The sequence below is a fragment of the Bradyrhizobium sp. Kon56 genome (assembly GCF_055807635.1).
In genome coordinates this window covers 29784-50288 of sequence record NZ_JBVVOU010000010.1, presented here as the reverse complement: position 1 = coordinate 50288, position 20505 = coordinate 29784, and the positions used below count along the sequence as shown (strand labels likewise).

At 65.0% G+C, this 20505-nt stretch carries 14 protein-coding genes and 1 pseudogene; 11 read left to right on the top strand and 4 right to left on the bottom strand.

The window, feature by feature from the left end:
* The first annotated feature begins 55 nt into the window (after positions 1–55).
* A complete protein-coding gene (locus AC0L3B_RS17955) occupies positions 56–601 on the top strand; it encodes a hypothetical protein (RefSeq protein WP_018453052.1) in 546 nt (181 codons plus the stop codon).
* A gap of 660 nt (positions 602–1261) precedes the next feature.
* On the opposite strand, the gene AC0L3B_RS17950 is transcribed toward AC0L3B_RS17955, so the two are convergent.
* Positions 1262–3283 carry a YgiQ family radical SAM protein gene (locus tag AC0L3B_RS17950; RefSeq protein ID WP_085361149.1) on the bottom strand — a complete coding sequence of 674 codons (2022 nt, stop codon included), beginning with the start codon at positions 3281–3283 and terminating at the stop codon, positions 1262–1264.
* A gap of 266 nt (positions 3284–3549) precedes the next feature.
* Here AC0L3B_RS17950 and AC0L3B_RS17945 point away from each other — a divergent pair, with 266 nt between their 5' ends.
* On the top strand, positions 3550–3714 hold the full coding sequence (locus tag AC0L3B_RS17945; RefSeq protein ID WP_162847272.1) for a hypothetical protein: 165 nt from the start codon (positions 3550–3552) through the stop codon (positions 3712–3714).
* 6 nt (positions 3715–3720) lie between these two features.
* Here the strand turns inward: AC0L3B_RS17945 and AC0L3B_RS17940 are convergent, their stop codons facing one another.
* Together AC0L3B_RS17940 and AC0L3B_RS17935 are read right to left on the bottom strand one after the other, a co-directional pair.
* Entirely contained in the window at positions 3721–4386 is a 666-nt protein-coding gene (locus AC0L3B_RS17940; protein ID WP_473380839.1) for a GntR family transcriptional regulator, read from the bottom strand.
* A gap of 8 nt (positions 4387–4394) precedes the next feature.
* Entirely contained in the window at positions 4395–5807 is a 1413-nt protein-coding gene (locus tag AC0L3B_RS17935) for an FAD-binding oxidoreductase (RefSeq protein ID WP_473380838.1), read from the bottom strand.
* A 178-nt stretch (positions 5808–5985) separates the two neighbouring features.
* Between AC0L3B_RS17935 and AC0L3B_RS17930 the strand changes: the two genes are divergently transcribed.
* The 6 genes and pseudogenes from AC0L3B_RS17930 (at position 5986) to AC0L3B_RS17905 (ending at position 15048) form a co-directional block, all read left to right on the top strand.
* A complete protein-coding gene (locus AC0L3B_RS17930) occupies positions 5986–6870 on the top strand; it encodes a dihydrodipicolinate synthase family protein (protein ID WP_473380837.1) in 885 nt (294 codons plus the stop codon).
* 206 nt (positions 6871–7076) lie between these two features.
* Positions 7077–9401: a TonB-dependent siderophore receptor gene (locus AC0L3B_RS17925; RefSeq protein WP_473380836.1), complete on the top strand. Its 2325-nt coding sequence runs from the start codon at positions 7077–7079 to the stop codon at positions 9399–9401.
* Positions 9402–9464: 63 nt separating this feature from the next.
* Positions 9465–10657 (top strand): annotated as a pseudogene (locus tag AC0L3B_RS17920) (PepSY-associated TM helix domain-containing protein).
* A gap of 78 nt (positions 10658–10735) precedes the next feature.
* Positions 10736–11968, top strand: coding sequence for a rhodanese-like domain-containing protein (locus AC0L3B_RS17915; protein WP_473380835.1), 1233 nt, complete (start codon positions 10736–10738; stop codon positions 11966–11968).
* Between the two features lie 99 nt (positions 11969–12067).
* Positions 12068–13312: a phosphoglycerate dehydrogenase gene (gene serA / locus AC0L3B_RS17910; RefSeq protein WP_085351563.1), complete on the top strand. Its 1245-nt coding sequence runs from the start codon at positions 12068–12070 to the stop codon at positions 13310–13312.
* A gap of 77 nt (positions 13313–13389) precedes the next feature.
* Complete coding sequence (locus AC0L3B_RS17905) at positions 13390–15048, top strand: tannase/feruloyl esterase family alpha/beta hydrolase (RefSeq protein WP_473380834.1); 1659 nt, start codon at positions 13390–13392, stop codon at positions 15046–15048.
* Between the two features lie 21 nt (positions 15049–15069).
* Here AC0L3B_RS17905 and AC0L3B_RS17900 read toward each other — a convergent pair whose 3' ends face one another.
* On the bottom strand, positions 15070–16788 hold the full coding sequence (locus AC0L3B_RS17900; protein WP_473380890.1) for an ATP-dependent Clp protease adaptor ClpS: 1719 nt from the start codon (positions 16786–16788) through the stop codon (positions 15070–15072).
* Between the two features lie 209 nt (positions 16789–16997).
* Between AC0L3B_RS17900 and AC0L3B_RS17895 the strand changes: the two genes are divergently transcribed.
* The 3 genes from AC0L3B_RS17895 to AC0L3B_RS17885 all read left to right on the top strand — a co-directional run bounded on the left by AC0L3B_RS17895 (position 16998) and on the right by AC0L3B_RS17885 (position 20473).
* Entirely contained in the window at positions 16998–17465 is a 468-nt protein-coding gene (locus AC0L3B_RS17895) for a MarR family winged helix-turn-helix transcriptional regulator (protein ID WP_085351560.1), read from the top strand.
* Positions 17466–17482: 17 nt separating this feature from the next.
* Entirely contained in the window at positions 17483–18253 is a 771-nt protein-coding gene (locus tag AC0L3B_RS17890; protein ID WP_018453065.1) for an enoyl-CoA hydratase, read from the top strand.
* Positions 18254–18391: 138 nt separating this feature from the next.
* Positions 18392–20473 (top strand): methyl-accepting chemotaxis protein, encoded by a 2082-nt coding sequence (locus AC0L3B_RS17885; RefSeq protein WP_456653185.1) that lies wholly within the window; start codon positions 18392–18394, stop codon positions 20471–20473.
* Positions 20474–20505 lie beyond the last annotated feature (32 nt).

Sequence of the window (20505 nt, the reverse complement as noted above, 5' to 3'; positions counted from 1 at the left end):
TGCTCATTCGGAAGGCATTGGCCGAAATCGAAACCCAATCAGTTGGAAGGCGCCCTTGATCAAGCGCGGAGAAACACCATCCGATTCCATAGCTGAGGAAATCCCTGAGCCCCTGGCAGAGCCGATTTCCCATTCTTCCGCGGGGCGCGGTGTGCTCACCTACCTGCTCTTGATGGCGGTCCAATTGTTCGGATCGGATTTCATCGTATGGAAGGGCCTGCCGGCCTTCCGGGAGCTGGTGCTCGCGCCTGGTCAGCAGCCGGCCAATACGCCCTATGACGACAATCTGACCCTTGCTGTTCTCATGCTTATGCAGGCGGCTTACTGGTACCGCCTCTTGAAGGTGGCGATCCCGTTCAAAGGCGGACGGCTGTCCCTGAGCCACCTCTTCCTGTTCCTAGGCCGGCTGAACTTCATCTTCGGCAGCGCTGTGTTCTCGATCGTGCTGTTTCGCCACCTTCCCGAACTCGGCCCCGATACCGACGTGGTCTTGATGGCCCGACGTGGGGTGTTGATGGTGATTACGCTGTTCGCGCTGTTCTGCTTCACGTTAGAACTCGAGCGTCTGGGGGATGCACTTGGCGAGAACAAACGAGAGTAGCGCATGCGGCTCGACCGCGCTCTCCACCGAGGTCTGCCGGAGACTATCACCGCTACTACCAGGCCGCCGCGATTACTGTCCAATTTCCTCCTGTGCTTCGGAGGGACCAGGGATCCCGAGCGGAGCGACGCGAAGTCACCGTACTCTGCGATCGCCCCCCTTTAAGAGAGCACTGTCATGACCGCCGTTGGCCCCTAGCTGACTCACAAGGCGGGACTGGCTATGTCCGGTTTCGCGGACAGAGCGGACACCGGCTACCCCGCGAGCTATCGGGTTTACGACTACGCTCCCCAGCGCATCCGGGCGCGCATCGACGCCTGCTGTGTTGAATGGATTCAAGTCGGAGGACGGTTGCTTCGAGCCTCCGCGCGGGACGCGGTGTGAAGCTCGAGGATATCGATACGGAGTAGCGGTTGGGGCTCGCCCTGCCACGCGTGCCGCGACAATGGCATCTTGCGCCTGTTTTGCCCGACGAGTCAATATTTCGTCAAAACATAATTTCGGTTTTTCCGTTATCTCACCCCGCGGATTCAACGGATTCGGCAATCGCCTAAGTCATTGATCCCGCTCATGCCGGCTACTGTGCATGGGGTTGTTTTCGAGGTTTTTGTTTTGAGGGCGACAATGCGAAGCTGAACCGGACCTGATCCGGCTCGCCCGCTACTTCATCACCCGCAAATTCTTGGTCGTGAACCGCTGCGTCTTGCCGTCTGGACGAACCGGCCGCCGCGTGCCGGCGGCCTTGCCGGTGCCGGGCGGCTGGTGCGCGGGGACCAGCTGGTCGGGGCGCGAACCGATCAGATCGGCGCGGCCCATCTCTTTCAGGGCTTCACGCAGTACCGGCCAATTGTCGGGGTCGTGGTAGCGCAGGAACGCCTTGTGCAAGCGGCGCTGGCGCAGGCCCTTGATCGCCTCGACCTTGTCGCTGCCGCCGCGCCGCACGCCGCGCAGCGGGTTGACGCCGGTGTGGTACATCGCCGTTGCGGTCGCCATCGGCGAGGGCAGGAAGGTCTGCACCTGATCGGCGCGGTAGCGGTTCTTCTTCAGCCACAGCGCGAGGTTCATCATGTCCTCGTCGGTCGTGCCCGGATGCGCCGCGATGAAATACGGGATCAGGTAGTATTTCTTGCCGGCCTGTTCGGCCGCGGCATCGAACATCCGCTTGAACTGGTTGTAGGCGCCGATGCCGGGCTTCATCATTTTGTCGAGCGGTCCGCGCTCGGTATGCTCCGGCGCGATCTTCAGATAGCCGCCGACGTGATGGGTGACGAGCTCCTTGATGTATTCGGGGCTCTCGACCGCGAGGTCGTAGCGCACGCCGGAGGCCACCATCACCTTCTTGATGCCCTTGGTCTCGCGCACCTTGCGATAGAGCCGGATCAGATCGTCATGCGAGGTGTTGAGATTCGGGCAGATCTCGGGGAAGACGCAGGACGGCCGCCGGCACGCGGCCTCGACCTTCGGGTCCTTGCACGCCATCCGGTACATGTTGGCGGTGGGACCGCCGATGTCCGAGATCACGCCGGTGAAGCCCGGCGTCTTGTCGCGGATCTTCTCGATCTCGCGCAGGATCGAGCCCTCGGACCGGTTCTGGATGATGCGGCCCTCGTGCTCGGTGATCGAGCAGAAGGTGCAGCCGCCAAAACAGCCGCGCATGATCGTCACCGAGAACTTGATCATGTCCCACGCCGGGATCTTCGCGTCACCGTAGGACGGATGCGGGGCGCGCGCGTAAGGAAGATCGTAGACGGCGTCCATCTCCTCGCTGGTCAGCGGAATCGGCGGCGGGTTGAGCCAGAGATCGCGATCGCCGTGGCGCTGCACCAGCGGCCGCGCATTGCCGGGATTGCTCTCCCGGTGCAGCACGCGGGACGCGCGCGCATAGGCTTCCTTGTCCTGCTCGACCTGCTCCAAAGCGGGCAGCCGGATCACGGTCAAGCCTTTCGTGCGCGAAGCGCCCTCATCGGCGGAGTCGATATCGTCGGCGTGCAGCTCGGTGTAATCGTCGGGCACGCGGCGGAACAGCGCGACGCCCCTGATGTCGTCGAGCTCGCGCGGCGCCTCGCCGGCGGCGAGACGATTGGCCACTTCGACGACGGCGCGCTCGGCATTGCCGTAGAGCAGCAGGTCCGCCTTGGCGTCGGCCAGCACCGAGCGGCGCACCTTGTCGGACCAGTAATCGTAATGCGCGATCCGGCGCAGCGAGGCCTCGATGCCGCCGAGCACGACCGGGACGCCCTTGAACGCCTCGCGGCAACGCTGCGCGTAGACGACGGTGCAGCGGTCCGGCCGCTTGCCACCTTCGCCGCCCGCGGTATAGGCATCGTCATGGCGCAGGCGACGATCCGCGGTGTAGCGGTTCACCATGGAGTCCATGTTGCCGCCGGTGACGCCGAAGAAGACTTTTGGCTTGCCCAACGCCTTGAACGGCTCGGCCGAATGCCAGTCCGGCTGCGAGATGATGCCGACCCGAAAGCCCTGCGCCTCCAGCAGCCGGCCGATGATGGCCATGCCGAAGCTGGGATGGTCGACATAGGCATCGCCCGTCACCAGCACGATGTCGCAAGCGTCCCAGCCGAGCGCATCCATCTCGGCGCGACTCATCGGCAGGAACGGCGCCGGCTTGTGCGGGCGTGCCTGCGCCATCAGGGGTTTTTCGGCGGCGATGATCTGGATGTCCATGGCGCATACGCATAGGACTCCGGGCCTCCGAATACAACCGACGGGCAGGTGAAAGATCCGGTTCCGCGACCGGCAGCCCGGGCGTGCGACCGCGTTAACCGTTCGCGAGCGCCGCCATCAGCTGTCTGCACCTTCTCGGGTCACGCGCAGGAACCAACTGCCCTCGCGAACATTCTGATGCAGGGTTGCGCTGGGCCCGGCTGGCGCGCGCTCGCCTCCGGGGTGTAATATTGCCTCGATGTTCGCCCCTGGCGGATGGGGGAGCCGTGAGTACAGTCATAGAGAACTTGCTGCTCCGAAAGCAGAAGCTGGTTGAGCAGCTCGAGAAGGCGCCCACGGCCGAGGACCGCGACAAAATCGAACACCAGCTCGAACAGATCAACACCGCGCTGGATTTTCTGGACAGGCCCGGCACGAAAAATGCGCGGTAGCAGCGCTCAATCGACCTGCAGCGCTTTGGCGTAGACCACGCCAGAATTGGTGACGTGCGTGGTCATCAGCGTCGCGAAGGCGGCAAACTCGCCGCGGGCGAACAGATCGAGCAGCTTGCGATGCTCGTCGAAAGACGTGCGCGTGCGCACGTCGATCGGCGAAGTCAAATTGGTGCGGAGTGCCGCGACGCGGCTAGATGCGAGCTGATAGGATTCGGCGAGATAGCGGTTGCCGCAATGGGCGAACAGCGCCTCATGGAAAGCGGCATCGGCGCGGCCATAGGCGATGTTGTCCCTGGCTGCAATCGCCGGCTCCATCGCCGCGATCGCCTCGCTCATCGTCGCGATCGCACCGGCGCGATCATGGTGGAAGGCGAGCTCAGCGGCCTTGGGCTCCAGCGCGATCCTGAACGTGCAGAGCGCGGTGATGTCTTCCGCGCTTGGCGTAAAGACAAAACTGCCGACCTGCGGCCGGATCACGACGAGGCCCTGCGCCTGCAGCTGACCCATCGCCTCGCGCACCGGGGTGCGGCTGACGCCGAAGGAGTTTGCCACCATCTCCTCGGAGATGGCGGCGCCGAGCGCGAACTCGCCGTCGATGATGGCCTGGCGCAGCCGCTGCATCACCCGCTGCGACAGCGATTTCGGCGCATCGAGCTTCAGCGATCGCATTGGCTCTCTCAGATCACCTTGCCGGGGTTGAGCAGATGATCGGGATCGAGCGCGGCCTTCAGCGTTCGCATCAGCGCGATCTCGGCCTCGCTGCGGGCATGACCCAGCCACTTCTTCTTCAACGTGCCGATGCCGTGCTCGGCCGAGACGCTGCCGCCCATCTCGCGCACGAGACCGTAAATGATCGCGTCCATCTCTTCCTTCGGCTGCTGCTCGACGGCAAGGCCGGTGACCCAGGAGACGAGATGCAGATTGCCGTCGCCGATATGGCCGTAATAGACGCTTTCGCATCCCTCGACGCCATCAGCCAGCGCCGCCTTGCAGCGCGTGACGAACTCGTCCATCCGCGCCACGGCGAGGCCGATGTCGTAGGAGATGTGCGGACCCAACACCTGGCCGAACTCGGCGCAGATGTCGCGCACGCGCCAGAAGCTTCGCGTCTGCGCCAGCGATTGCGCCACGGCGGCGTCGGCGAGCAGCCCGCGCTCCATCAGCTCTTCGAGCCAGCTTTGGAAGCGCGGCGCGTCGAGGCTCTCGTCGGCGCCCTGCGCTTCCACCAGCACGTAGAGGCCGTGGCCTGCGGCGACCGGCGGCTTGACGCCGGCGCGATTCGTGATCACGTCCCAGTAATCCGGCCACATCACCTCGAACGCCGACAGCAGCGGGCCGAGCCCGCTTCGCGCGGCGCCGAGCAGCGCGATCACCGCGGCATAGTCCTCGAGCGCGCAGAGCGCGGCCATGGTCGAGCGCGGCTTTGGAAACAGCCGCAGCACCACGCGGGTGATGATGCCGAGCGTGCCTTCCGAGCCGATGAACAGATGCTTCAGATCGTAGCCGGCATTGTTCTTCATCAGCTTGTTGAGGCTAGTGATGATGGTGCCGTCGGGCAGCACGACTTCGAGCCCGAGCACCAGTTCGCGCGTCATGCCATAGCGGATCACGCGATTGCCGCCGGCATTGGTCGAGAGGTTGCCGCCGATGGCGCAGGAGCCGCGCGAGCCGAGATCGAGCGGAAAGAAGAAGCCGGCTTCGTCGGCTGCCATCTGGATCGTCTGAAGCGGCGTGCCTGCTTTCACCGTCATCGTCATCGAGGCGTGATCGATCTCCTCGATCCCGCTCATGCGCTCGAGCGAGATCGCGACCCAGCCTGCTTCAGGCGATGCGCCGCGGCACAGCCCAGTCAATCCGCCCTGCGGCACGAACGGCAGATGCGCCTGCCGGCAGGTCAGAATCGCGTCGGCCACGCCTTGCGCATCGACCGGGCGGATCACCGCGAGCGGCGTTTGCGGCAGGCTCGCGCTCCAGTCGTTGCAATTGCGCGCGGGCACGTCCGGGCCAACGAGCACGGCGGCCGCGCCGAGGCTGTCGCGCAAGGCGCCGAGCAACTGGGTGGGCCGCTCGACCGGGGTCACCATGTCCATGCGAGACCTCCTCGGAATCTGGCTGCGTGTTATGCGCGCCATGACGGCGGAAAGGATTTGCGCCTTTGTTGTATGTAAGGTACAAGCCGCAAAGTAAAGCAAAAACAAGGCTTGCCAAGCTCTGGGTTTGATCGTCCGAGATCAGACGTGGTGCGAAGCCACAGCAACGGATGGTGCGATGACGGAGGCAATTCGCGGGTTCTGGGTGGCTTCGGCGACGCCGCTGGCGACGGACGGCAGCGTGGACTCCGCCAAGCTCGCCGCCCACGCCAAGCAACTCTTCGGTAAGGGCATCGACGGTGTCGTGCTGTTCGGCACCACCGGCGAGGGCACCTCGTTCAATGTCGTCGAACGCGTCGCGACCATCGAAGCCGTGCTCAAGGCCGGCGTTGCGCCGGACCGAATTGGAATCGGCGGCGGCTTCCCCGCGATCGGCGACAGCATCGCATTGACGCGTGCCGTGCTCGGTCTCGGCCTGCGCCACGTGCTGTATCTGCCGCCTTACTTTGACCGAAGCGTCAGCGCTGAAGGCATCGAGGATGCCTTTGCGGCGATCCTCGACGGCGTCGCCGACGATCGCCTGCGTGCCTATCTCTACCATATCCCGCAGATCTCGGGTGTCGCGATCCCGACCGGCGTCGCCGCGAATTTGCGCAAGCGCTACGGCAAGGTCGTTGCGGGCCTGAAAGACTCCAGCGGCGACTTCAAGCAATTCCAGGCCTTCCGCGCCGCCGCCCCCGAGCTCGCCATCACCGTCGGCAACGAGGTTGACATCACCCGCGCGATCGCCGCCGGCGGTGCCGGCACCATCTGCGGCATGGCCAACATCGCGCCGGAGCTGGTCAAGGCAATGATCGACGGCAAGGATGTCGAAGCACGGATGCAGGCTGCCGTGGACATCGTGGTGAAATCACCATCCTTCCTCACGACGCTGAAAGCCATCCTCGCGGCACAGACGGGCGACGCGAGCTGGCTACGCGTGCGGCCGCCGCTCCGGGCCTTGTCCGACGGCACCGCGCTCAAGCGCAAGCTCGACGAGCTGATGGCTCCCGCGATCGCGTGAGATCGCGCGAAGCCGCGACACGTTGCCGCGAATTCGCGCGCTGCGTGTCGCGGTCGCTGCGCAATCCATCGAGGATTGCCGAACAGCGCGATCAAAGCCTAGAACCATTCAACACTAGAGCGATTCAAGGCCGCTTGCGGTTCTCTTCACGAACAACGGCTGTTAGACGCGCCAGCTTCTGCGTCTGACTTGGAAGTGAATCGAAAGTGCGTGCTCATCTGGATGGCCAGCGCGTCAGCGGCGGTCGAACTCCTGCCGGCACGAGCTGCGCAGTCCTCCTCATTGGAGCAGCCGTTCTGCTCGGCGCACCTTCCTTCAGCGCGACGGCCGCCCAAGCGCAATCGGCTCTGCCGCCGGTGACGGTCGAGGCGCCGGCACCGCGGCCGAAAGCGGCGCGTGCATCGGACCAGTCCCCACGCCGCGCTCAGACCGCCGCGCGCCAGCGCAATCGCAATCCCGCACCCGCAGCGCCGACGCTCTCGGAGCGCGCGGCCGCGGAAGCCGCCGCGCAACAGGCCGCCAAGCTCGGCTACCGCGCGATGCCGAGCGCGACCACGCTGCGCAGCGGCGCTTCGCCGCTCGATACGTCGCAGGCTGTCAACGTGGTGCCCGAGCAGGTGCTGAAGGACCAGCTCCCGCGAAACATCGACGACGCGCTGATCAACGTCAGCGGCATCACCCAGACCAACACGCTCGCCGGCAGCCAGGACGCGGTCATCCGCCGCGGCTTCGGCGACAACCGCGACGGCTCGATCATGCGCAACGGCATGCCGCTGGTGCAGGGGCGCAGCTTCAATCCCGCAGTCGAAAGCGTCGAGGTGCTGAAGGGGCCGGCCTCGCTGCTCTACGGCATCATGGATCCCGGCGGCATCGTCAACACGATCAGCAAGCGGCCGGAGCTGTACCAGCACGGCTCGGTTACGCTGCTTGGTTCGGCCTTCAGTGCTTCCAAGACCGGCGCCGACGGCTTGCTCGACATCACCGGTCCGATCGGTGATCAAGGCCTGGCCTATCGCTTCATCGGCTACGGCGTCAGCGAGGATTACTGGCGGAATTTCGGCCGCCATCGCGAGATGCTGGTTGCGCCGTCACTGGCCTGGTACGGCCAGGACACCACGGTGCAGCTCAACTACGAGCATCGCGAGTTCATCTATCCGTTCGATCGCGGCACGGCGTTCAATCCGGTGACGAAGGCGCCGCTGGCGGTGCCCAAGACGCGCCGGCTCGACGAGCCCTTCAATAACACGTGGGGCACGTCGGACCTGATCCAGGCGTCTGTCGAGCACCGTTTCAATCAGGATTGGAAGCTCTCCGCCGGCTACAGCTACAACACCGAGACCTTCAGCGCCAACCAGCTTCGTATCACCGGCATCAACTTCACGACAGGCGCCGAGACCCGCAGCAACGACGGCACGCAGGGTTCGCTCAGCAACGCAAGCTACGGAACGTCCTACGTTTCTGGCGGCTTCTGGCTCGGCGAGATGCGCAATGACGTGGTGTTCGGTGGCGACGGCCAGTATCGCACCATCTACCGGGACAATCTGATCCGGCAGACAACGCCCGCCTTCAATGTCTACAATCCCGTTTACGGCCTGATCGGGCCGGGAACGACGGTGTCCAATCCAGACAGTGCGCAGACCGACAAGCTTGGCCAGTGGTCGATATTCGTCCAGGACACGTTGCATCTGACAGAGCGGTTCGCCTTGGTCGGCGGCGTGCGCTACATGGACTACGACCAGATCGCCGGGCGCGGGAAGCCGTTTGTCACCAACACCAATGTGTCCCAGGACAAGATGCTTCCGCTCGGCGGCGCCATTTTCAAGCTCACCGACCAGATATCGCTCTATGCGAGCTATACTGAATCGTTGAAGCCGAATTCGACCATTGCGCCGATCGGCGTCACGATCGGCTCCAACGTCGCGCCGGAAGAAGGCGTGTCATACGAGACCGGCGTCAAGTTCGATTTGAACAAGCGCATCTCCGGAACGCTGGCGCTCTACGATCTCGACAAGAAGAACGTGCAGACGACCAAGACGAACAGCGCAGGCGTCGTGGAACTCCACACCGTGGGCCGTGCTCATTCGCGCGGCGTCGAGCTGGATGTCACCGGCAGGCTCACCGACAGCTGGGCCTTGATCGGCAGTTACGGCTACACCGATGCCCGCGTGACGGCATCCGAGGATGTCACGCTGCTCGGCAGGAAGCTGCAGAACGTCGCGCTGAACACGGCCTCGCTCTATCTGGTCTATGACTTCGGCACAGCCCTGCCGGGTCAGCTCCGCCTCGGCGGCGGCGCGCGTTATGTCGGTGATCGTCCCGGCGATTCGATCAACTCCTTCTTCCTGCCCCCTTATGTGGTCGCCGATATTTTCGCGACCTATGAGATGAAATACCAGAACACGCCGGTGATCTACCAGCTCAACGTCAAGAACCTGTTCGACACTGTCTACTATCCCTCCGCCGTCAATAATCTGAACGTCGCCCTCGGCGACGCGCGGCGGGTCTCGCTGTCGGCGACGGTGAAGTTTTAGCGATGGGCATGTCGCGCAGGGACGCCCTTCGGATGATCGCGCCGAGCAGGAGGGCTCGCGCCGATGCGTGAGTCCTGGCGCGCGATCAAGGCCGCTCTGCTTCATGTCCATTCCATCGCGGGCCTCGTGCTGGCGCTGCTGCTCGCCGTGATCGCACTGACCGGTGCGATCATGAGTTTTGAGGACGAGATCGTCGATCATCTCAACGCCGGCATCATGCAGGTCGCGCCGCGCCAGGCACCGGCGCTGATGCCGGACGAACTGGTTGCGCGCCTGACTGCGGCGCAGGACGTCGGCAAAATCTCCGCCGTGACGCTGGCGAGTGATCCGTCCGCCGCGGTGCATGTGCGCTTCGCCCGCGACGAACGAGGCGCGCGGCCGTCCTCGCTCTATGTCGATCCCTATGACGCGCGCGTGTTGGGCACACCGGACGGCGAAGAGTTTTTCGCGACCGTGCGCAAGCTGCATCGCTGGCTGTTGATTCCCGGCGACGCCAAGGGCTGGGGGCGCCAGATCACGGGCGTGGCCGCGCTCGGCCTGATCGTGATGCTGATCTCGGGCCTCGTGCTGCGCTGGCCGCGTCGTGCAGGCAGCGTGAAGATGTGGCTGAAGCCGAATCTCGGGCTCAGTGGCCGCGGTCTGCATCGGTCGCTGCATGCGGTGATCGGCACCTGGGTCCTGCCGGTCTATCTGGTGATGACGTTCACCGGGCTCTGGTACTCGTTCGACTGGTACAAGGATGGCGTCGTCTGGTTGCTGTCGCGCCCGCAGATCGCCGCGGCGAAGATGCAGCCCAAGATGCCCACAAAGGCGTCGCGTGCTGCCGGTGTCAGCGAGACGGCACAGCCGATCGGCTTGATCGCGCGTGGGCCGCCTTCCTGCACGAAGAGGGCGGCCGTTTCTCCAAGGCGTTGCTGACGCTGCCCGCCGGTCCGGGCACGGTGATACGGATCCGCTCCTGGGGGAAAGACTCGACCCTCGACACCACCCGTGACGAATTCCGCGTCGATGCCATCACAGGCCAATTCGTGTCTGCGGAGCGTTATTCCGATAAGACCCTCGGCGAGAAGACCATCGCGAACGTGCTCGATATCCACCGCGGCGCATTTCTGGGCTGGCCCGGCAAGCTCGCGTTCATGCTCGCGGCTGTGCTGATGCCGCTGTTCGCGGTCACCGGCGTTTTGCTTTATTTGTCGCGTCGAAAGCTGAGGCGGCTGGCGCAGCCACGGCTCGGGCGGCTTGTTCCCGGCGAATGAACGGGCTGCCGCAAAGGCTAGCCAACACTTCTGCAATCGTTCAAAAGCCCATGGCCAATCCTCGTCAGGGTTTACGCCATGAAGATCACCACCGTCACTCCCGCCGACATCCGCCGTGCACTGCTGCTCCGCGAGGAGATCGCGTTGCTTGATCTCAGGCACGAGGCTGGTTTCGCGACGGGACATCCGCTGTTCGCCGCCAACATGGCTGCCGATCGGATTGCGATCGAAGCGGACGTCAGGCTGCCGCGCAAGAATGTGCCGATCGTGCTCTATGATGACGGCGAAGGGCTCGTCACCGCGGGTGCCGAGCGGCTGGCCGCGCTCGGCTATACCAACGTCCGCGCGCTCGATGGCGGACTGAAGGCCTGGCGCGACGCGGGCCATCAAATGTTCGAGGACGTCAACTCCTACTCCAAAGCCTTTGGCGAGCTGGTCGAGTCGCGTAGGCACACGCCCTCGTTCAGTGCCGACGAGGTGGCAAAACTCATCGCGGACAAGGCCAACATTGCCATCCTCGACGTCCGCCGCTTCGACGAATATGCTACCATGAACATTCCGGGCTCGGTCAGCGTGCCCGGCGCGGAGCTGGTGCTGCGGGCAGGACAGGCGGCACCCGATGCCGACACCACCATCATCGTCAATTGCGCCGGCCGCACCCGCTCGATCATCGGCACCCAATCGCTGATCAATGCCGGCGTGCCGAACAAGGTCCGGGCGCTGCGCAACGGCACTATCGGCTGGACGCTGGCGCGGCATACGCTCGACCACGGTGCTAACAGGCGTGGCGCGATCGGGCCGTTCGAGGGCGGTCCGGCCAATGCGCGCGATGTCGCCTATCGCGCCGGCGTGCGCCACATCGGTGCGAGCGAGATGGCTGCGCTTGTCGCGCAGACCGATCGCACGCTCTATCGCTTCGACGTGCGTGACGCCGAGGAATATGCAGCCGGCCATCTCCCGGGCTTTCGCCATTATCCCGGCGGCCAGCTCGTCCAGGAAACCGACATGGCCGCACCGGTACGCGGCGCGCGCATCGCGCTGACCGACGACAAGGGCGTCCGCGCCGACATGACGGCGTCCTGGCTCGCGCAGATGGGCTGGGAGGTCTATGTACAGGAAGGCGGCTACGACGGCGCGCTCGAAATCGGGCCGCCGCACGTCTTCCTCAAGCCGGACCCCGCTCACCGCTACCGCCGCCCCTATGAAGGCACCGGCGTCGACGAACGCGCGATGCAGGCCTATCTCGACTGGGAATATGGCCTGGTCGAACAATTGCGTCTGGACGGGACGCACGGGTTTTACGTGATCTGACGACCGCTCCGCCATCTTCTCCCCGTATCCGAACCCTATTGTGCTGCGCATCCCCCGCGGTCTATGAGCTGCGGCGAAGCTGTGACCCACGGAGATTTCATGTCAGTCCCAGGCCGAAGCCCTGAGCGGAGCGCGAAGGCGCTGCTGCTCGAAGGCGTCAATGACAGCGCCGTGGACCTGTTCAGAACGGCGGGTTTCACCAATGTCGAGCGCCTGACCAAGGCGCTGGACGGCGAGGATTTGCGGCGGGCGCTCAAGGGCGTGTCATTGCTGGGCATCCGCTCGCGCACCCAGATCACCGATGAGGTGCTGGAGGCCGCCGACCAGCTTCTCGCCGTCGGCTGCTTCAGCGTCGGCACCAACCAGGTCGATCTGCTGGCGGCGCGCAAGCGCGGCATTCCGGTGTTCAACGCGCCGTTCTCCAACACGCGCAGCGTCGCCGAGCTCGTGATCGGCGAGATCGTGATGCTGCTGCGGCGCATTTTCCCGCGCTCGGTGTCGGCCCATGAGGGCGGCTGGGACAAGTCGGCGACCGGCAGCCGCGAGGTGCGCGGCCGCACCCTCGGCATCATCGGCTACGGCAATATCGGCTCGCAGCTCTCGACCCTGGCCGAGGCGATCGGCATGCGCGTGATCTATTTCGACCGCACCGACAAGCTCCGCCACGGCAACACCGAGCCAGTCGAGAAGCTGGAGGAGCTGCTCGCGCAGAGCGACGTCGTCAGCCTGCACGTGCCGGAGACGCCGGAGACATCAGGGATGATCGGCGAGAAGGAGCTGCGGGCGATGAAGCCCGGCTCGCTCCTGATCAACAACAGCCGCGGCACCGTCGTCGATCTCGATGCGTTGGCGGGGGCTCTGCGCGACGGCCATCTCGCGGGTGCCGCCATCGACGTGTTTCCGGTCGAGCCGTCCTCGAATTCGGACCGCTTCAACAGCCCGGTGCAGGGCCTCGGCAATGTCATCCTCACGCCGCATATCGGCGGCTCGACCGAGGAGGCGCAGGAGCGCATCGGCGGCGAGGTGGCGCGCAAGCTGGTCGACTTTTTCATCACCGGATCGACCACGGGCGCGGTGAATTTTCCGGAAGTGCAGCTGCATCTGCGTCCCTCCGGCGCGCGCTTCAGCCACGTCCATCGCAACGTGCCCGGCATGCTGCGCCGGCTCAACGAGGTCTTCCTCCAGCGCGACATCAATATCGCCGCGCAATATCTGGAGACCTCCGGCGACCTCGGTTACGTCGTGCTCGATGCCGACCTCGGCGGCCAGGATTCAGGCGCGCTGCTGCAGCAGATCCGCAGCCTCGAGGGCACCGTCGGCGCGCGGCTGGTGTTTGAGCACTAGCACTGCATTGACGAGCGGCCGCAGGGCGCCTTGAATGCGGCCTGCTGGCAGAACGAACAGAAACTCAGGGGGAAACGATGGCGCAAATCCATGTGAAGCTGTGCGCATTGCTGGTGGGCGCAGCGGGCGCGCTGGGCGCGAATTCCGCTTCAGCGGTGACGCTGACTGAGGATGCGGACACTGTCTGCAACGGCCTCGTCGGCGGCGCCGACGCCGTGATCGATTCGGCGACGTTGCTGGCGCCCTCGCAACTGGCCGTCGCCGAACGCGGCCCGACGCCGTCGGGGCGCGTCACGCCCGCCAATCCCGGCTTCTGCAAGGTGCTCGGCCACATCGATCCCACCGATCCCAAGGCGCCGCCGATCAAGTTTCAGGTCAATTTGCCCGTCGAATGGAACGGCCGTTCGCTGCAATATGGCGGCGGCGGATTCAATGGCGTGCTGATCACGGGCCTGGCGCTGCCGCCGGCCTATCCCTTCGACAAGCCGTCGCCGCTCGCGCGCGGCTTCGTCACCTACGGCACCGATTCCGGTCACGAGTCCAAGCCGGGCGAGCCGCCGCAGCTGTTCGCGCTCAACGACGAAGCCTTCGAGAATTTCGCCCATCGCGCCTACAAGAAGGTGCGCGATGCCGCCGTCGCGCTGATGCAGCGCGCTTACGGCAAGGCGCCGGAGAAAATGTACTTCATGGGGTCGTCCGAAGGCGGCCGCGAAGGCCTCACCATGGCGCAGCGCTACCCTGTTGATTTCGACGGCATCTTTGCTCGCGTGCCCGTCATCAACTGGGTCGGCCTGCAGCATGCCGGCACGCGTTCGGGGCTCGTGACCATGGGTGATGGCTGGATCAATCCGGCGCAGGTGAAGCTAGTCGGCGATGCCGTGCGGGCCGCTTGCGACAAGGCCGACGGCTCCGATGACGCGCTGGTGCAAGATCCCGTTTCCTGCAAGGCGGCCTTCAAGGCGGAGACGCTGCGTTGCGCGAGCGGCAAGACGGGCGATCAGTGCCTCACCGACGCACAGATCAAGGCGATCGAGACCTTGCATGCGACCTACAAATTCCCGTTCGCGCTCGCCAATGGCCTCGACGATTATCCGGGCTGGGGCGTGTCGGGCGAGGACACGCCGGCGGTCGGCCCGACCGGCGGCTGGGTCGCGTGGTGGCTTGGCACGGCGCCTCCCGCGCAGCCGCCCGCGCCCAATAATGGCATCGCCTGGATCTACGGCGCCGGCGGCATCCAATACGTGTTCGCGCGCGATCCCAAGCTCGACGTGACGACGTATAAGCCCGAAGCGCACAAGGCGCGGCTGCTCGAGGTCTCCAGCCTGATGGATTCCACCGACCCCGACCTCAGCCGCTTCCGCGCTCGCGGCGGCCGGCTGATCATGCTCGAACATATGGCGGACTACGCGCAAAGCCCCTATGCCGGCATCCGCTATTTCGAGAACGTCGAACGCAAGGTCGGCAAAGCCGAGACGGCCGAGTTCGCGCGGCTCTACACCGCGCCAGGGGTCGACCATGTCGGCTCCGGCGCGCCGGCCAATGTCGACATGCTGAGCGTGCTGGTCGACTGGGTCGAAAAGGGCAGGGCGCCCGGCGATCTGGAAGTTACCGAGCAGAAGGTCGAGGCGCCGTCGTTTGCGACGCTTCGCGCGCAGCCGCTGTGCCGCTGGCCAACGTGGCCGCACTACAAGAGCGGCCCAGTGACGGAGGCGTCGAGCTTCACCTGCGCGCCGTAGCAGGCGCGCCACTTCGGAGCGTCACCCGGTGGCCATTGCCTGCGCGCCGCCGAGCAGCTGCGCGTTAAGCCGGCCGCCGGAGAACAGCATGTCGTCAAGCGCCTCGTCGATATCGGCGGAGATCACGGTGTTGCCGCCGTCCCGCGCGATGCTTCCTTGCGCCAGTCGTCGCATCAATTCCTTGATGAAGGCGCAACTTGTGCCCGCGCTGCGCCGGGCAGCCTCTGCGATCACCGCCCCATCGAGCGGCAGTCCCTTGCCGTAGAGCCGGACCAGCTTGCCGCGGCCGGTCTCGTCGGGCAGCGGCACTTCGATGGCTTGATCGATGCGGCCGGGACGACCCGCGAGAGCTCCCTCGAGGTCCTCCGGCCGATTGGTGGTCAGGACGAACAGGATGTCGGCATCTTCCTTCAGCCCGTCCATCTCGTTGAGCAGCTTGTTCAGCATGGATTCCTCACACGGCCCCATGTCATCGCGGTCACGGGCGATGAGATCGACATCCTCGATCACCACCATCGACGGCTGGAGCAGCCGTGCCAGGCTCATATGGGCGCCGAGCAAACCGATCTGCTCGGCCGTGATGATCAGCGTCGTATGCCCGGGCAAATGCGTTGCCAGATAACGGATCGTGTGGGTCTTGCCGGTGCCCGGCGGCCCGTACAGCAAGATGCCTTTGCGTGTCGATTGGCCCAGCCGGCGCAATTGGTCTCGGGTGTTGACGAAGGTCAGAACGTTGCGATCGAGCAGCCGCAGGGTCTGCTCCGGCAGGATCACCTCGTCGCGCGTGACCTGCGGCAAGCGATGCACCGTGATGCCGCGCGAGCGACCGCGATAGTCGGAATCGGCATCGAGCGACAGGATCTTGCCGCGATAGGTCCGCGCAGCCTGTACGGCTTCTTCCAATTCACTGAAGCATTGCTGGACGAGAGCCGCGCCTGCGGAACCTGAGGGTACCAGGATTTCGATCCGAATTCCGGGCTCGCGACTGTATTCGCGGTGTGCGCAGAGCAAAACCGCATAGCGGAGATGATCCTGCTCACACAGCCACAGCCCGTTATCCAGACACTTGACCGGGCTCTTCTCGCCTACGTCGACGTCGGAATATTGCAGCGGGGCAATCGCGATCGCATAGCGGCCCTCCTTGAGCAGTCGTGGAATCGACAGCGTTTCGTAGCGCTGCTCCTCGTTCAGTCCCACCAGCCGGATGGCCTTGCCGAAGAGCCGGTCGACGGCGGCCTGGAGATCGACCCGCATGTGGCCAGGAAACTGGCGGATCGTGGTCACGAGTTTGCTGCGCGCGGTGCTGGCAAGGTGCCAATCGAGAACGTCGCAAGCAAAGTCGAAATCTTCCTCTTGTTCGTTCGAGGGTTCATCCGCCGCACGCATGCAGTCGCTGCACAGCCAGACCGTTCGGTCGCCGATACGAACGTCGGTCTGTCCCTCAGGCTTGCCACAGAGTTCGCAAGGAGTCTTGACCGCCTCTAGCGTGACCTGCAGTTGGTGGCCGGCCAATTCGATGGATTGTTGCGCAGATTTGAAAAGGGCTTCGGCAACCGATTGCGGGTAAGGTCCGCAAACCGCTTTTTCCTTCTGCTCGATCTGGGTGATCAGCGCGGTCGCTTCACGGTCTGATTTGCCGAAAACCTGCCGAAGCAGATCCATCACGAATTGGTCCGGCGTATCATCGTCATTATGAATTACGAGCTGGGTCGGCTGGTTCTCGCCACGCATACTGTTCATCACGAAAGGTCTCCGGGACAATCTATGATTGAATAGAACGAATAGAGAACATAAAAGGAAGCGGCCGTCAAGCGTGACGGCGGCGGCTAATTGCGATTGGTGGGTGAGGTCCTGGTGCGCCGGGGCGGCCCTGTTCCTCGACGACTGCCGCGGCACATGTCCAGCTGCCGTCCTTTGACAATCTGATCCGCCTCAATTATCTATTTCGCATGCGAAATAAAGACGCGGGCGCGAGACACCATCGGTTGATCTACCTGTTGAGCGTGGCGCAGCGGCGCGTGCAGCGCTGGATGGCGGCGCAGCCTTCGAGCGAGGTCACGCCGGCGCAAGCGGGGCTGCTGTTCATCCTCGGCAAGCAGAACGGCGTCCTGATGGGTGAGGTGGGCGCGGCGCTCGACATGGGGCCGGCCGGCATCTCGGGGCTGGTCGACCGTACGGCGGCGGCTAAACTGGTCGAGCGGCGCGCGGATCACGAGGATGGTCGCGCCTGGCGCGTCTGGCTGACGCCGAAGGGGCGGACGGCACTGGCGCAGGCGAAGGCCAGCGCGGCACAGGTCAACGCGGCGTTGACGGACGGATTCACCAGTGCGGAGATCGATATCGTCGCGCGCTGGCTGACCAGCATTCAGGACAAGTTTCCAAGACAGCTTTCAACAGAGCTTTCTAGAGATCCATAGGAATAGAGGAGAGACCCATGACCGAGCACGTCCGGATCCGGAACGACGGCGGAATTCTCACGCTCACGCTGGCACGCCCCGACAAGAAGAATGCGCTGACGGATGCGATGTACGGCAAGCTCGCCGATGCCATCGAATCAGCCGAGCACGATCCGTCGGTCCGCGTGATCCTGATCCGCGGCGAAGGCGACATGTTTACCGCCGGCAACGATGTCGGCGAGTTCGCGGCGGTCGCGGCGGGCAAGTCGGAAGGAAGCCGCAACGTCGTGCGCTTCATCCAGTCGCTGGCGCGCTGCTCCCGGCCCTTGGTGGCCGCGGTGCAGGGCCGCGCCGTCGGCGTCGGCACCACGATGCTGCTGCATTGCGACCTCGTCGTGCTTGCCGCCAACGCGCAATTGTCGACGCCCTTCGTCAGCCTCGCACTGGTGCCGGAAGCAGCTTCCAGCCTGCTGATGCCGGCGCGCATCGGCTATGCGCGGGCCTACGAGATGTTCGCGCTGGGCGAGACGGTGCCGGCCAAATCCGCGCTGGAATGGGGGCTCGCCAACCGCGTCGTGCCGCTCGACAAGCTCGATGCCGAGGCGCTCGCGCTGGCGCAGCGTCTTGCCCGTCAGCCGGCCGGCGCACTCACCGCCACCAAGAAGCTGATGCGCAACGGCGAGACGCTGGTCGCGCAGATGAATGCCGAAGGCGAGCAGTTCGGGCTGCGCCTGCGCACCGCTGAGGCGCGCGAGGCCTTCACGGCGTTCGCGGAACGCCGCCCGCCGGATTTCACCAAGGTTGCGTGATATCCGGGACTGCGCTGAGGCCCGTCGGGCCGGAAACTCACGCCCATTCGATTAAAACCTTAATGGAACATTGGCATGTCGCGGGCAAGGTGGCGCTCGAAAGAATAGGCCCCCGACCCGACCCAGGCCCCCGACACCATGGCAATGTTTAAGAAATCGGTAAGTTCGCTCCTTCTGACCTTGATGGCCCTGCTGGCTGCGGGTGCGCTGGCCTCCACGGCGATCCAGATGGTTGGGGCGTTCGGCCGCTATAGCGACAGCCTCGAGACCGCGCGGCTTGCCGCGGCCGACAAGGCGATCTTCCATGGCGTGCTGGCGCTGCGCAACAATCGCGGCGATGCCCAGAGCGCGATCCTCGGCGAGGATGATCCGCGAGCAAAACTCGAGGCGGCGGAGAAGGCGGAGCAGGGCGGCTATGACGCCATCGGCGCCGCGCTCGCCACCGTCGACTTCGCCCGCCGCGACGAACTCGCCGGCACATTGAAGCAGGGCTGGAGCGCCGCCGCACCGCAGTTCCAGCTGTTCTACGACGAAGCCAAGCGCCCGCGCGCGGAGCGCAAGATCGAGCGCACCAACTCCTGGTATGATGGCGTCACCAAGGTGATCGAAACGGCCAACCTCGCTTCCACCGCGGTGTCGAACCGCGCCTGGATGGACGACCCCTTCATCGCCCGCATGATCCAGGTCCGGCGCTTCGCCTGGCAGGTGCGCGACCGTTATGGGATCCATTGTTCGTCGCTTCGCTCCAACGTCAACAGCAGCAAGCCGCTCGACGACGCCCAGAAGCGGTCAGTGGCGCAATGGGATGGCACGATCGCCTCCGGCTGGGCAGGCATGGCCGAGTTGCTGGCCTCGCCCGACGTGGCGGCGGAGCTGGTGACGGCCGCGACGGACGCGAAGGCCAAGACCGACGGTGCGCTCAAGCAGATCGGCGACCTCACCAAGAATTTCGACGGCAGCGGTAAGCCCGCGATGCCCGCCGCTGAATGGAATACGCTGTGTCAGTCACCCTTTGCGTCCATCGTCGCGGTGGCCAACAAGGCGCTCGACCAGTCAATCGTCCGGGCGGAAACGGTGCAGGCCAAGGCGCTCACCAATCTCGTCGTGCAGTCGCTCGCGTTCCTGCTCGCGCTCGCCGTGACCCTGACCGGCGTGTACGTGGTGCGCAATCGCCTGATGCGCCCGGTGCGCGCCATCCTGGACGCGATCGCCAAGATCAGCGCCCGCGACTACGCGACGCCCGTCCCGCAATCCAGGTATCCCGACGAGTTCGGCACCATGGCGGCCGCACTCGAAAGCCTGCGCGAGAGCGCGGCGACCGCGGAACGCCTGGGCCAGGAGCGCGAATCGCAGCAGGCGCTCCAGCTCGCCCGCTCCGGCACCGTCGATGCGGCCTGCCGCAGTTTCGACGACACCGTGCAAGCCGTCATTCACAGCGTTGCGGCGTCGACCAAGGAGCTCGATGCCACCGCGACGGACGTCCGCTCACTGGTTTCGGAATCGAGCAGCCAGACCGCGGCGGTCTCCTCCTCCGCCGAGCAGGCCACCAACAATCTCGAGACCATCGCAGCGGCGACCGAAGAACTCTCGGCGTCCGTCGGCGAGATCTCCGCGCAGGTGCAGGCCAGCGCCCGCGAGGCCCGCGAAGCCGTGTCGCAGGCAGCGCAGACCAATGCGACGGTCGAAATCCTCGATCAGACCGCTGGCCGCATAGGCGAGGTCGTGAAGATGATCAACGCCATCGCAGGGCAGACCAATCTCCTGGCGTTGAACGCCACCATCGAAGCCGCGCGCGCGGGCGAGGCCGGCCGCGGCTTCGCCGTGGTCGCCGGCGAGGTCAAGAGCCTCGCTTCGCAGACGGCGACGGCGACGGAAGAAATCTCCCGCCAGGTCGCGGAGATCCAGGGCGCGACGGGCCAGGCGGTCGCGGCCATCCGCGCGATCGGCGGCGCGATCAGCGGCATCGACGAAAAGATGACGGCGATCGCGGCAGCGGTCGAACAGCAGCGTGCGGCCACCACCGAGATCTCCCGCAACTTCCAGCAGGCCGCGCAGGGAACCCGCGAGGTCACCGACACCATCGGCAGCGTCGCCAGGCTGAACCAGGAGACGGGCAATGCCGGTTCGGTCCTGTCGGTGTCCGTGACGAAAATGTCCGCCGACGCCGATCGTCTCCGCGTCGCGGTCGAGGGCTTTTTGGGCGCGGTGAGGACCGCATAGCTTCGACAATCTTCCGTCCTTACGTCGCGCGA

Bases quoted from the DNA above. Each gene is read 5' to 3' on its own strand.
- AC0L3B_RS17950 (WP_085361149.1), bottom strand. From the start codon at position 3,283: ATGGACATCCAGATCATCGCCGCCGAAAAACCCCTGATGGCGCAGGCA.
- AC0L3B_RS17940 (WP_473380839.1), bottom strand. From the start codon at position 4,386: ATGCGATCGCTGAAGCTCGATGCGCCGAAATCGCTGTCGCAGCGGGTG.
- AC0L3B_RS17935 (WP_473380838.1), bottom strand. From the start codon at position 5,807: ATGGACATGGTGACCCCGGTCGAGCGGCCCACCCAGTTGCTCGGCGCC.
- AC0L3B_RS17930 (WP_473380837.1), top strand. From the start codon at position 5,986: ATGACGGAGGCAATTCGCGGGTTCTGGGTGGCTTCGGCGACGCCGCTG.
- AC0L3B_RS17915 (WP_473380835.1), top strand. From the start codon at position 10,736: ATGAAGATCACCACCGTCACTCCCGCCGACATCCGCCGTGCACTGCTG.
- serA (WP_085351563.1), top strand. From the start codon at position 12,068: ATGTCAGTCCCAGGCCGAAGCCCTGAGCGGAGCGCGAAGGCGCTGCTG.
- AC0L3B_RS17905 (WP_473380834.1), top strand. From the start codon at position 13,390: ATGGCGCAAATCCATGTGAAGCTGTGCGCATTGCTGGTGGGCGCAGCG.
- AC0L3B_RS17900 (WP_473380890.1), bottom strand. From the start codon at position 16,788: ATGAACAGTATGCGTGGCGAGAACCAGCCGACCCAGCTCGTAATTCAT.
- AC0L3B_RS17895 (WP_085351560.1), top strand. From the start codon at position 16,998: ATGCGAAATAAAGACGCGGGCGCGAGACACCATCGGTTGATCTACCTG.
- AC0L3B_RS17890 (WP_018453065.1), top strand. From the start codon at position 17,483: ATGACCGAGCACGTCCGGATCCGGAACGACGGCGGAATTCTCACGCTC.
- AC0L3B_RS17885 (WP_456653185.1), top strand. From the start codon at position 18,392: ATGGCAATGTTTAAGAAATCGGTAAGTTCGCTCCTTCTGACCTTGATG.